9 protein-coding genes are annotated in these 12536 nt (G+C 72.1%); 7 read left to right on the top strand and 2 right to left on the bottom strand.

Translation table 11 applies throughout. The features are described from left to right. Positions 1-17: 17 nt before the first annotated feature. On the top strand, positions 18-719 hold the full coding sequence (locus ACSHXN_RS29185; RefSeq protein ID WP_355140555.1) for a hypothetical protein: 702 nt from the start codon (positions 18-20) through the stop codon (positions 717-719). On the opposite strand, the gene ACSHXN_RS29180 is transcribed toward ACSHXN_RS29185, so the two are convergent. After that, the gene (locus ACSHXN_RS29180) at positions 656-1420 is read right to left on the bottom strand and encodes a hypothetical protein (RefSeq protein ID WP_355140554.1); all 765 of its coding nucleotides are present in this window, start codon (positions 1418-1420) and stop codon (positions 656-658) included. The two genes, ACSHXN_RS29185 and ACSHXN_RS29180, sit on opposite strands and share 64 nt — an antisense overlap. Positions 1421-1560: 140 nt before the next feature. On the opposite strand from ACSHXN_RS29180, the gene ACSHXN_RS29175 reads away from it, so the two are divergent. Then, entirely contained in the window at positions 1561-2289 is a 729-nt protein-coding gene (locus tag ACSHXN_RS29175; protein ID WP_355140579.1) for an adenosylcobinamide-GDP ribazoletransferase, read from the top strand. 39 nt (positions 2290-2328) lie between these two features. On the opposite strand, the gene ACSHXN_RS29170 is transcribed toward ACSHXN_RS29175, so the two are convergent. Further along, positions 2329-3114 carry an endo alpha-1,4 polygalactosaminidase gene (locus ACSHXN_RS29170; protein WP_438304235.1) on the bottom strand — a complete coding sequence of 262 codons (786 nt, stop codon included), beginning with the start codon at positions 3112-3114 and terminating at the stop codon, positions 2329-2331. 335 nt (positions 3115-3449) lie between these two features. On the opposite strand from ACSHXN_RS29170, the gene ACSHXN_RS29165 reads away from it, so the two are divergent. From ACSHXN_RS29165 to aceE, 5 genes are all read left to right on the top strand, one after another. Next, positions 3450-4979 (top strand): leucyl aminopeptidase, encoded by a 1530-nt coding sequence (locus ACSHXN_RS29165; RefSeq protein ID WP_355140552.1) that lies wholly within the window; start codon positions 3450-3452, stop codon positions 4977-4979. 302 nt (positions 4980-5281) lie between these two features. Beyond that, complete coding sequence (lpdA, locus tag ACSHXN_RS29160) at positions 5282-6670, top strand: dihydrolipoyl dehydrogenase (protein WP_355795533.1); 1389 nt, start codon at positions 5282-5284, stop codon at positions 6668-6670. Positions 6671-6732: 62 nt separating this feature from the next. Continuing rightward, positions 6733-8511, top strand: a complete 1779-nt coding sequence (gene sucB, locus ACSHXN_RS29155; protein ID WP_438304233.1) for a 2-oxoglutarate dehydrogenase, E2 component, dihydrolipoamide succinyltransferase — start codon at positions 6733-6735, stop codon at positions 8509-8511. 337 nt (positions 8512-8848) lie between these two features. Beyond that, on the top strand, positions 8849-9472 hold the full coding sequence (locus tag ACSHXN_RS29150; protein ID WP_059126043.1) for a GntR family transcriptional regulator: 624 nt from the start codon (positions 8849-8851) through the stop codon (positions 9470-9472). 276 nt (positions 9473-9748) lie between these two features. Further along, on the top strand, positions 9749-12451 hold the full coding sequence (gene aceE, locus ACSHXN_RS29145) for a pyruvate dehydrogenase (acetyl-transferring), homodimeric type (RefSeq protein ID WP_355132264.1): 2703 nt from the start codon (positions 9749-9751) through the stop codon (positions 12449-12451). The last annotated feature ends 85 nt before the right edge of the window (positions 12452-12536 follow it).

Below are 12536 nucleotides of genomic sequence, written 5' to 3'. Positions count from 1 at the left end.
CCGATGAGGACCACGGGATGAGCACCCTCGTCCGTCTGGCGCGTGCCGAATGGGGGCTGCCGTACGCAATCGCGCGCCGGGCCCTCGCCGGGCGCGCCTGGCGTGCGGTCCCGATGACGCTGGCAGCGGTGTGCCTGACGTCCCTGCTGCAGTTCGTGCAGAACCAGCCGTGGGGCTTCGGACTCGTCGCCGCCGTCGGCGCGGTGCGGGCCGAGGAGCCGCTGTGGCTCTCACTGCTGCGCACCCCTCTCTCGCTCTTCGTCCCGGCCCTGGACCTGCCGGTGTGGGGGGCGCTGCTGCAGATCCTCTGTGTGTTCGGTGTCGCCGAGATCTGCCTGGGCTGGTGGCGCACGCTCGCCGTCGCGTACATCGCCACCCTGGCCGGGACGCTGTACGCCCGGGTGGGCATCGTCCTCGGCCCGCATCACCCGCTCGGCCTGCCGGCGACGGACGCGCGGGTCGTCGACACCGGGCCGTCGGCCGCGGTGATCGGACTCGCCCTGTTCCTGTGCTGGAGGTACCGCGCGCTCCTCACGGGAGGTCTGGTGATCGGGGCGATGACCGCGGAACTCGCGCTGAAGCAGAACCTCGCGGGCAAGGAGCACATCGCCGCGATCGCCGGGGTGCTGACGGTCTGCGGGATTTCGGCACTGCGTCAGGAACGGCGGTCGGCCGCCCGGCTCGGCTGCGGATCGGGCCTGCCCCCGATCCAGTCCTGAAGTCTGCGGCCGAGCCCGGCCCAGCGGCGATCGTGCCGGTAGGCCCGCAGACCGGCCCGGGCGCGGGTGCGCGGGCGGCGGCGGTAGAAGCGGCGCGCCCAGGGCGAGGCGGGGCGGGCCAGGCGCACCGCGCCGACCAGGGCGAGAACGGGCACGATCACACCGAAGAGGGCGATGCGGGCCTTGCCCTTGCTCAGGGCCAGCAGTGAGAACACGAAGTTCACCGCGACGCTCGCGATGACGGTGCCGCGGTCCTGCAGTTCGTCCGCGGAGAGGTCGTCGACGCCGAACGGCGAGAACCCGGCGAGGACCAGGCCCACCATGGCCGCCGTGACCACGACGACCTCTACGCTCTTGCGGCCCTGCTCGCTCCAGTACACGTCCGCCAGGTGGAGGATGAGGGCGAACTCGTCCAGGACGAGGCCGGCCCCCGCGCCGAAGACGACCGCGAAGACGCCGGAGCCGAGGCCCTGCCGGCTGGCGACGGCGCCGAAGCCGCCGACGACGGTCAGCACGACTCCGGGCACGACGTGGTGGATGTGCACCCCGCCGGATTCGACGTTGTGGAAGGGACCCTTGCCGGCCCGGATGAGGCGGGTGACGGAACGAGTGATCACAAAGGTCAGCACAAAGGCGCCGAGCGCGAGCAGCAGGGGGAGTTTGCCCGGCTCCACGATGTTGCGCTCCAGCCAGTGACCCATGTGTGCAGTCTGCCGGGGGTGGGGTGCCCGTGCCCGCTCGCGGGGCACCAGCGGGTGACGCGGGAGGCTCCGGCTAGTCTGCCGCCGTGATCAGGATCCCGCCGCTGCACGGTCTGCGCTTCGCCTTCGGCACCCTCACGATGCTCCCGGTCCCGGTGACGCGCTGGGACCGGGTCGCCGCGCGGGCCGGGATGCTGTGCGCGCCGCTGGCCGGAGCCGTGGTCGGAGGGATCGCCGGGCTGCTCGGCGCCGCCGCTCTCCTGGCAGGGGCCGGTCCCCTGCTCGCCGCCGTCTGCGCCGCCGCCGTCCCGGCCGTGCTCACCCGGGGGCTGCACCTCGACGGGCTCGCCGACACGGCCGACGGGCTCGGCAGCGGCAAGCCCGCGGCGGAGGCGCTGCGGATCATGAAGCAGTCGGACATCGGGCCGTTCGGTGTGATCACGCTGGTCTTCGTGCTGCTGGCTCAGGTGGCCGCGCTCGCCGAGGCGTACGGCGGCTCCTGGGAGCGGGGCGCGCTGGCCGCCGCCGTCTCCGCGACCGCCGCGCGACTGGCCCTCACGCTGGCCGCGCGCCGCGGGATACCGGCCGCCCGGCCGGAGGGACTCGGGGCCGCGGTGGCCGGCGTCGTCCCGGTCCGCGGGGCGCTGGCGGTGTCCGTGGCCGTCACCGGCGCGGCGGCCGCGGGGGGCGCGCTGTCCGCGACGTACGGCGCCGTCCGCGCGGCGGCCGCGGTGGTGGTCGCCGTGGCCGCGGCGGAGTTGCTGCTGCGGCACTGCGCCCGCCGCTTCGGCGGGGTGACGGGCGATGTGTTCGGCGGCCTCGCGGAGACCGCGGGGACGGCCGCGCTGGTGGTGCTGTCGCTCGGTTAGGGCCTGTCGTCCTCAGGCCGGCCGTGCCCGCCGCCGGACTCAGCAGGGCCGGCGCCAGGCGCCCAGATCGTACTTCTTGAGCATCGAACTCAGCTTCAGACGGCGGGCCTCGGCGCAGAAGCGGCCGGTCGGCAGTTCGTACTCCACGTGGAAGACGGCCTTCCCGGCGGCGATGAACGGCTTCAGCCGTTCGCACTCGCCGTACTGGGCGCACTGCTCGTCGACCGCGAAGTCGAAGTCCCCCACCAGCCGTGGGATCTGGCCGAGGTCGTTCTTGAGGCCGACGGCCATCCCCCGCTCATGGGCCAGCCTCGCCACGAGGCGGTTGTAGCGGAGCTGGTCGGCGGCCTTCAGCGGGAAGCCGGTGTCGTTCCGGTAGCCGTCCATGTTGTCGGGCTCCACGGCGTCGAAGCCCTTCCGGCGGCACATGTCGAGGCGGGCCGCCATGAGGGGTTCGAGGACATCGGTGCGGCGGATGTCCAGCCAGCGCTCCCCCTGCCAGCCGTTGCCACGGCCCAGCACGGACCTCGGGAACCTCTTCGCGTCCGGGCGGAACTCCTCCCAGGCCCCGGTGGACAGATAGCAGATCACCTTGCGGCCCTCGCGGTGCAGCGCGCCGACGGCCGACTTCTCGTGGTCGAAGCCGTCGATGTCGTAGACCGGGACGTCGACGGAGGTGTCCAGGCGCCCGCTGAGCTGCCACTGCCAGGCGACACCGGGGCGCGGCTGCCAGCGGGCGCGGCCGGGCTCCTTGTGCTCCTCGGTGGCGGTGGCGCAGCCGGCGAGCAGCAGGATCAGGGCGGCGAGGAGGACCGGGCGCTTCACGGGGGCGGGCTCCAGGCGTTGCGGCGACGTGTCCCGAGGATGATCCCGGACCCGTGGACTGCGCGGTCGACCGGGTGTCCGCGCTGCGCGCCCGCCGGAGCGGCGCCGGGGACCCGGACCTCGCGGGCGTGACCGGGCCGGCGGGGAGCCCTTCGCCACGGCGGGACGGACCACCGCGGGCGCGAGCGAACCCGGCCACCGAGCGTAGGCTCGTGCCGGGTGTTTCCCAGCCCAGGTGAAGACCGCACGTTCTGAGCAATCTAGGGTCGTCCCGGGCCGGTCGACCCCAATCCGTTCGGCCACCGAAACTCAATCGGAAGCGAGATTTCACCACCGTGACTGCTCTCACACTCAGCACCGCCGCGGTAGCCGGCCAGCGGGCCGACGCGATCGTGGTCGGTGTCGCGAAGGGCGCCGAGGGCCCGGTCGTCGCACCGGGCGCCGAAACCGTGGACCAGGCGTACGACGGCAGACTCGCCGCCACCCTGCAGACCCTGGGCGCCTCGGGCGTCGAGGGCGAGGTGACGAAGCTGCCCGCGCCCTCCGGCTTCAAGGCGCCCGTCGTGGTGGCGGTGGGCCTCGGTGCCGAGCCCGACAAGGACGGCGCGTACTCCGCCGAGTCGCTGCGCCGCGCCGCGGGCTCCGCGGCCCGCGCCCTCGCCGGCGCCAAGAAGGCCGTCTTCGCGCTGCCCGTCACGGACGCCGCGGACCTCGGTGCCGTCGCCGAGGGCGCCCTGCTCGGCGCGTACTCGTTCGACACCTACAAGGAGAACGGCAAGAACGCCAAGGGCGGGAAGAACGGCAAGGCGCCGCTCGGCGAGGTCGCCCTGCTCGGCGGCAAGCCGCGCGACAAGGCGCACAAGGCGGCCGTCGACCGTGCCGTCGCCGTGGCCGAGGAGCTCAACCGGGCCCGCGACCTGATCAACACCCCGCCGAACGACCTGAACCCGGCTGCCTTCGCGGACATCGCCCAGAGCGCCGCCAAGGAGCACGGCCTCAAGGTGCAGGTGCTCGACGAGAAGGCGCTGACCAAGGGCGGGTACGGCGGCATCCTCGGAGTCGGCGCCGGCTCGGCCTCCGCTCCCCGCCTGGTGAAGCTGTCGTACACGAACGCCAAGGCGGACAAGCACCTGGCCTTCGTCGGCAAGGGCATCACCTACGACTCGGGCGGCATCTCCCTGAAGCCGGCCGGCCACAACGAGACCATGAAGTGCGACATGAGCGGCGCGGCGGCGGTCTTCGCCGCGGTCGTGGCCGCCGCCCGGCTCGGTCTCGAGGTCAACGTCACCGGCTGGCTCGCCCTCGCCGAGAACATGCCGTCCGGTTCCGCCACCCGCCCCGGCGACGTGCTGCGCATGTACAGCGGCAAGACCGTCGAGGTCCTCAACACGGACGCGGAGGGCCGGCTGGTCCTCGCCGACGCGCTGTGGGCGGCCTCGCAGGAGAACCCGGACGCGATCGTGGACGTCGCGACCCTGACCGGCGCGATGATGCTCGCGCTCGGCAGCCGCACCTTCGGGATTATGTCGAACGACGACGACTTCCGCACCTCGGTGCACGAGACCGCGCAGGAGGTCGGCGAGGAGGCCTGGCCCATGCCGCTGCCGGAGCACCTGCGCAAGGGCATGGACTCCCCCACGGCCGACATCGCCAACATGGGTGAGCGGATGGGCGGCGGTCTGGTGGCCGGCCTCTTCCTCAAGGAGTTCGTCGGCGAGGGCATCACCTGGGCCCACCTCGACATCGCCGGCCCCGCCTTCAACGAGCAGGGCCCCTTCGGGTACACCCCCAAGGGCGGCACGGGCTCGGCCGTGCGCACCCTGGTCCGGCTCGCTGAGCAGACGGCCGCGGGCGACCTCGGCTGACGTCGCGCGGACCCATGAGGGCGGCCCCGGAGCTCGAGTCGAGCCCGGGGCCGCCCTCATGGGCGCCACCTCGTTACGCCCTCGACGAAATCCGTCCGGGCCTGTGCCGCCACGACCTCCGGACGTGACGGATCAGACGCCGCACACCCGGGCCCGGCGCCACCACGGCCGCCGACAAGTGCGAAGATGGGCCACGGCAGGACAGGGCCCCCACCGAAGGGCCGAAGCTTCAGCGGCCGGACACCAGCCGCCTGCCGGTCACCGACGACCGGCGCACGGCGCACATGCATGGAGGACGTGACGTGGCGAACGACGCCAGCACCGTTTTCGACCTAGTGATCCTCGGCGGTGGTAGCGGTGGTTACGCCGCGGCCCTGCGCGGGGCGCAGCTGGGCCTGGACGTCGCCCTGATCGAGAAGGACAAGGTCGGCGGTACCTGCCTGCACCGGGGTTGCATCCCCACCAAGGCTCTGCTTCACGCGGGCGAGATCGCCGACCAGGCCCGCGAGAGCGAGCAGTTCGGCGTCAAGGCCACCTTCGAGGGCATCGACGTGCCGGCCGTCCACAAGTACAAGGACGAGGTCGTCTCGGGCCTGTACAAGGGTCTGCAGGGCCTCATCGCCTCGCGCAAGGTGACCTACATCGAGGGTGAGGGCCGTCTGTCCTCCGCGACCTCCGTCGACGTGAACGGTCAGCGGATCCAGGGCCGCCACGTCCTCCTGGCGACCGGTTCCGTGCCGAAGTCGCTGCCGGGTCTGGAGATCGACGGCAACCGCATCATCTCCTCCGACCACGCCCTCTTCCTGGACCGCGTGCCGCAGTCCGCGATCATCCTGGGCGGCGGCGTCATCGGCGTCGAGTTCGCGTCCGCGTGGAAGTCCTTCGGTGCCGACGTCACGGTCGTCGAGGGCCTCAAGCACCTCGTTCCGGTCGAGGACGAGAACTCCTCCAAGCTTCTCGAGCGCGCCTTCCGCAAGCGCGGCATCAAGTTCAACCTGGGCACCTTCTTCCAGAAGGCCGAGTACACCCAGAACGGTGTCAAGATCACCCTCGCCGACGGCAAGGAGTTCGAGGCCGAGGTCCTCCTCGTCGCCGTCGGCCGCGGCCCGGTCTCCCAGGGTCTCGGCTACGAGGAGGTCGGGGTCGCCATGGAGCGCGGTCACGTCCTCGTCGACGAGTACATGCGGACGAACGTCCCCACCATCTCCGCCGTCGGCGACCTGGTCCCGACCCTCCAGCTCGCGCACGTCGGCTTCGCCGAGGGCATCCTGGTGGCAGAGCGTCTGGCCGGTCTGAAGGTCGTTCCGATCGACTACGACGGTGTGCCGCGGGTCACCTACTGCCACCCGGAGGTCGCCTCCGTCGGCATCACCGAGGCCAAGGCCAAGGAGATCTACGGCGCGGACAAGGTCGTCGCTCTCAAGTACAACCTGGCGGGCAACGGCAAGAGCAAGATCCTCAAGACCGCGGGCGAGATCAAGCTCGTCCAGGTCAAGGACGGTGCCGTGGTCGGCGTCCACATGGTCGGCGACCGCATGGGCGAGCAGGTCGGCGAGGCGCAGCTGATCTACAACTGGGAGGCGCTGCCGGCCGAGGTGGCCCAGCTCATCCACGCCCACCCGACGCAGAACGAGGCGCTCGGCGAGGCCCACCTCGCTCTCGCCGGCAAGCCCCTCCACTCCCACGACTGACGCCTTCAGTCTTCGGACGCGACGACACAGACTTCCGCAATTCGTAAGGAGCAACCGAAACCATGCCGGTTTCCGTAACCCTTCCGGCGCTCGGTGAGAGCGTCACCGAGGGCACCGTCACCCGCTGGCTGAAGGCCGAGGGCGAGCGGGTCGAGGCCGACGAGCCGCTGCTCGAGGTCTCGACCGACAAGGTCGACACCGAGATCCCCGCACCGGCCTCCGGTGTCCTGACCTCCATCAAGGTGGCCGAGGACGAGACCGTCGAGGTCGGCGCCGAACTGGCCGTCATCGACGACGGCACGGGTGCCCCCGCCGCCGCTCCGGCCCCGGCCGCCGCCGAGGCGCCCGCGCCGGCCGCCGAGCCCGCACCCGCCGCTGCCGCCCCGGCTCCGGCCGCCCCGGCCCCCGCCGCCGCCCCGGCCCCGGCCGCTCCCGCCGGTGCCGCCCAGGGCACCGACGTGGTCCTGCCCGCGCTCGGCGAGTCGGTCACCGAGGGCACCGTCACCCGCTGGCTGAAGTCGGTCGGCGACTCCGTCGAGGCCGACGAGCCGCTGCTCGAGGTCTCCACGGACAAGGTCGACACCGAGATCCCGGCGCCCTCCTCCGGCGTGCTGCTCGAGATCGTGGTCGGCGAGGACGAGACCGCCGAGGTCGGCGCCAAGCTGGCCGTCATCGGCGCCCCGGGTGCCGCCCCGGCTCCCGCCGCTGCCGCCCCGGCCCCGGCCCAGCCCGCGGCTCCGGCCCCCGCCCCGGTGGCGCCCGCCGCTCCGGTGGCGCCCGCCGCTCCGGCTCCGGCCCCCGCCGCTCCGGCCGCGCCCGCCGCTGCCGCCCCGGCTCCCGTCCGGCCCGCGGCTCCGGCTCCGGTCCCCGCCCCGGTCACCCCGGTCCCGGCCGCCGCCCAGCCGACCGACGAGGGTGCGTATGTGACCCCGCTGGTGCGCAAGCTCGCCGCCGAGAACGGCGTCGACCTGTCCACCGTGAAGGGCACCGGCGTCGGCGGCCGTATCCGCAAGCAGGACGTCCTCGCCGCCGCCGAGGCCGCGAAGGCCGTCGCTCCGGCCGCGGCTCCGGCCGCCGCCGCTCCGGCCGCGAAGAAGGCCCCGGTCCTGGAGGTCTCGCCGCTGCGCGGCCAGACCGTGAAGATGCCGCGGATCCGCAAGGTCATCGGCGACAACATGGTCAAGGCTCTGCACGAGCAGGCCCAGCTGTCCTCGGTCGTCGAGGTCGACGTGACCCGCCTGATGCGCCTGCGCGCCCAGGGCAAGGACGCGTTCGCGGCCCGCGAGGGCGTCAAGCTCTCCCCGATGCCGTTCTACGTCAAGGCGGCCGCCCAGGCGCTGAAGGCCCACCCGGTCATCAACGCCAAGATCAACGAGGCCGAGGGGACCATCACCTACTTCGACACCGAGAACATCGGTATCGCGGTGGACTCCGAGAAGGGCCTGATGACCCCCGTCATCAAGCACGCCGGTGACCTCAACATCGCCGGCATCGCCAAGGCCACGGCCGACCTGGCGGGCAAGGTCCGGGCCAGCAAGATCACCCCGGACGAGCTGTCCGGCGCGACCTTCACCATCAGCAACACCGGTTCGCGCGGTGCGCTGTTCGACACGATCATCGTGCCGCCGGGCCAGGTCGCGATCCTCGGCATCGGCGCCACCGTGAAGCGCCCCGCCGTGCTCGAGACGGAGGAGGGCACGGTCATCGGCGTCCGCGACATGACCTACCTGACCCTGTCCTACGACCACCGTCTGGTGGACGGCGCCGACGCGGCCCGCTACCTGACCGCGGTCAAGGCCATCCTGGAGGCGGGCGAGTTCGAGGTGGAGCTCGGCCTCTGAGCCACCGCCAGGTGACCGAACCTGCGGCGCCCCCGTCCGGAACCTTCCGGGCGGGGGCGCCGCGTTTTCGTCCCACGTCCGGCCGCGCGGCCGCCCCGGTCCCGCCCGGCCCGGGGCCCCGGACGTACCCGGCCGTCGACGGAGTCCGAAGCGGGCCGTTTCCGCCGGTGGCACGGCGGAAACGGCGCCGCGAAGGCCCTGGACGGCCCGGGCGCGGCGTATCGACGGAGGGGCGTGTAAGTCTTGTCTCACCTGCGCGAAAGCGCCGCCACGCACCCTTCCGGGACGGGGAGACGGCCTTATTGTCTAAACGTCAGCCCCCGCATAAGGAGCCCTCATGACCGCGCCCGTCGTCCACTCGCTGCGCGAACAGATCCGCGAGCACATCGTGGAGGGGATCGTCAGCGGGCGCTGGAAGCCGGGCGAGCGGATCGTGGAGCGGCGGATCGCCACGGAGCTGGAGGTCAGTCAGACGCCGGTCCGTGAGGCGCTGCGGGAGCTGGAGTCGCTGCGGCTGATCGAGTCGGCGCCCAACAAGGGCGTGCGGGTGCGGAATCTGACCGCGGCGGACCTGGAGGAGTCCTACCCCGTGCGAGCCGGTCTGGAGGCCATCGCGGCCGAACTGGCGGCGGACCGGCTGGCTGAGGACTGCTCCGCCCTCGAACCGCACGTCACCGCGCTGTACGAGGCGGACCGCAGGTCGGACGGGACCGGACAGGTGCGGCACACGGTGGCGTTCCACCGGGAGCTGGTGCGGGCGGCCCACAACTCGGTGCTGCTGCACACCTGGGAAGGGCTCGGCATCGAGGTGTTCACGGCGCTGTCGATCCGGTGGCTGGGCACGGTGCAGCAGTCCTACGCTGAGGAGCACGAGGAGCTGGTGGCCGCGTTCCGCCGCCGCGATCCACGGATCGCGGACATAGTGAAGGCCCACGTCCTCGGCTGCGCACCCCGCGCATGAGGTCCTCGAACACCCGAGCAGCCGGCCGCTCAAACGCGGTTCCACCTGCGGAAACCCCGCATCGGAGCGGCACCCGGTGTCTTCCGTCGAGGCACCCCGTGCCGACTTTCTCGTGATCGAGGGTTTTTGGCCCTGCCCCCTTTGATCGATCATCGATCAGGGAGTTACAGTCACCGATGGGCTTCCACCGAAGCCCCAGCCCTGTCCTGCCAAAGACCAAGGGCACCCCGACCCTTACCGATGAGGGCACCCCCTTCGACTGAGGAAGGCGGCGACATGACCGACCCCAACGCCATCCGGCCGAGCGAGCTCGACCAGCTCCCGGACCGCGACCCCGAGGAGACCGCCGAATGGCAGGCCTCCCTGGACGCCGTGACCAAGGCGGCCGGGCCGCACCGTGCCGCGTATCTGATGCGCCGCACGCTGGAGCGTGCCGAGGGCGCCGGCATCGCGCTGCCCAAGCTGCTCGAGACCGACTACGTCAACACCATCCCCACCGCCGCCGAGCCCGCCGCGCCCGGTGACGAGGCGATGGAGGCCCGGATCACCGCCTGGAACCGCTGGAACGCGGCCGCGATGGTGACCCGGGGCAGCAAGCACGGCGTCGGCGGCCACATCGCCACCTTCGCCTCCGCGGCCTGGCTCTACGAGACCGGCTTCAACCACTTCTTCAAGGGCAAGGACGGCGACGGCTCGGGCGACCAGCTGTACGTCCAGGGCCACGCCTCGCCCGGCATCTACGCCCGCGCCTTCCTCGACGGCCGCCTCACCGAGGCCCAGCTGGACAACTTCCGCCAGGAGGCCGGCGGCAACGGTCTGCCCTCCTACCCGCACCCGCGGCGACTGCCCTGGCTGTGGGAGTTCCCGACCGTCTCCATGGGCCTCGGCCCGCTCTCCGCGATCTACCAGGCGCGCTTCAACCGCTACCTCACCAACCGCGGCATCAAGGACGTCTCGTCCTCGCACGTGTGGGCGTTCCTCGGCGACGGCGAGATGGACGAGCCCGAGTCGACGGCGGCCCTCGCGCTGGCCGCCCGTGAGGAGCTGGACAACCTCACCTTCGTCATCAACTGCAACCTGCAGCGCCTCGACGGCCCGGTCCGCGCCAACTTCAAGATCGTGCAGGAGCTGGAGGCCCAGTTCCGCGGTGCCGGCTGGAACGTCGTCAAGTCGCTGTGGGGCTCGGCCTGGGACGAGCTGTTCGCGCTCGACACCACCGGTGCCCTGGTACGCCGGCTGCGCGAGGTACCGGACGCGCAGGTGCAGACGTACCAGACCCGCGACGCCGCCTATATCCGCGAGGACTTCTTCGGCAAGGACCCGGCGCTCGTCGAGATGGCGAAGCTGCTGAGCGACGACAAGATCCTCGAGTGCTTCCACCTCTCCCGCGGCGGCCACGAGGCGCGCAAGGTCTACGCGGCGTACAAGGCGGCCCTGGGGCACAAGGGCGCACCGACGGTCATCCTGGCGCAGACCGTCAAGGGCTTCACGCTCGGCCAGGGCTTCGCGTCGAAGAACGCCAACCACCAGATGAAGAAGCTGACGGTGGACGAGTTCAAGACCATGCGGGACCTGCTCGAACTGCCCATCCCCGACAGCCGGTTCGAGGACGGGGTGGTCCCCTACGCGCACCCGGGCGCCGACTCCCCCGAGGTGCGCTACCTCCAGGAGCGCCGTGCCGCCCTCGGCGGCCTGGCCCCGGCCCGCCGGATCCACCCGCCGGCCCCGCTGCCGGCGCCGGCCGAGAAGGCGTTCGCCTCCTTCGACAAGGGTTCCGGCTCGCAGAACGTCGCGACCACCATGGCCTTCGTCCGGCTGGTCAAGGACCTGGTCCGCGACAAGGAGACCGGCAGGCGCTGGGTGCCGATCGTCCCCGACGAGGCGCGCACCTTCGGTATGGAGTCGCTCTTCCCCTCGCTCGGCATCTACTCGCCCAAGGGCCAGACGTACGAGCCGGTCGACCGCGACCAGCTGATGTACTACAAGGAGGCCAAGAACGGCCAGATCCTCAACGAGGGGATCACCGAGGCCGGTTCGATGGCCGACTTCATCGCCGCGTCCACCGCGTACGCGACGCACGGCGAGGCGATGATCCCGTTCTACATCTTCTACTCGATGTTCGGCTGGCAGCGCACGGCCGACCAGATGTGGCAGCTCGGCGACCAGCTCGGCCGCGGCTTCCTCGTCGGCGCCACCGCCGGCCGCACCACGCTGACCGGTGAGGGTCTGCAGCACGCCGACGGCCACTCCCCCGTCATCGCCGCCACCAACCCCGCGGCGCTGACCTACGACCCGGCGTTCGCGTACGAGATCGCGGTCATCGTCAAGGAGGGCCTGCGCCGCATGTACGGCGAGGCGGCTCCGGGCGAGGACCAGAACGTCTTCTACTACCTCACCGTCTACAACGAGCCGCTGCCCCAGCCCGCGAAGCCCGGGGTGGCCGGTATCGACGAGGGCATCGTCAAGGGCCTGTACCGCTACAACACGGCGGAGTCGGCAGGACTCTCCCCGGCGGCGAACGCCCCGCGCATCCAGCTCCTGGGCTCCGGCACGGCGATCCACTGGGCGCTCGGCGCGCAGAAGCTGCTCGCGGAGGAGTGGGGTGTCGCCGCGGACGTGTGGTCGGCGACGTCGTGGGGCGAGCTGCGCCGCGACGCCCTGGAGGCCGACGCCGCGCTGCTGCGGGGCGAGGAGCGCGTCCCGTACGTGCGCCAGGCCCTGCAGGGCGCCGAGGGCCCGGTCCTCGCGGTCTCCGACTACATGCGCCAGGTTCCCGACCAGATCGCGCAGTGGGTGGAGCAGGACTACTCCTCGCTGGGCGCCGACGGATTCGGCCTCTCGGACACCCGTGAGGCGGCCCGCCGCCACTTCGGGGTCGACGCCCCGTCGATCGTGGTCGCGGCCCTGGCCCAGCTCGCCAGGCGTGGCGAGGTCAAGGCCACGGCCGTGAAGGAGGCCCGGGACAGGTACGGCCTGTAGGGGCCGGACATCGGTGAAGGGGTACGGCGGCCGCCGTACCCCTTCACCGTTTCCGACGGCGGGAGCGCAGTGCTCCTCCCGGGCG

Source organism: Streptomyces sp. HUAS TT11, assembly GCF_051553595.1.
In the GTDB taxonomy this organism is placed as follows: Bacteria; Actinomycetota; Actinomycetes; order Streptomycetales; family Streptomycetaceae; genus Streptomyces.
Note: the sequence above shows the minus strand (reverse complement) of the source record. Positions and strands in the feature narration are given on the sequence as shown.

Coding starts and splice junctions, on each gene's coding strand:
- ACSHXN_RS29175 (WP_355140579.1), top strand. CDS start 1,561: ATGCTCCCGGTCCCGGTGACGCGCTGGGACCGGGTCGCCGCGCGGGCC.
- aceE (WP_355132264.1), top strand. CDS start 9,749: ATGACCGACCCCAACGCCATCCGGCCGAGCGAGCTCGACCAGCTCCCG.
- ACSHXN_RS29185 (WP_355140555.1), top strand. CDS start 18: ATGAGCACCCTCGTCCGTCTGGCGCGTGCCGAATGGGGGCTGCCGTAC.
- sucB (WP_438304233.1), top strand. CDS start 6,733: ATGCCGGTTTCCGTAACCCTTCCGGCGCTCGGTGAGAGCGTCACCGAG.
- ACSHXN_RS29150 (WP_059126043.1), top strand. CDS start 8,849: ATGACCGCGCCCGTCGTCCACTCGCTGCGCGAACAGATCCGCGAGCAC.
- ACSHXN_RS29180 (WP_355140554.1), bottom strand. CDS start 1,420: ATGGGTCACTGGCTGGAGCGCAACATCGTGGAGCCGGGCAAACTCCCC.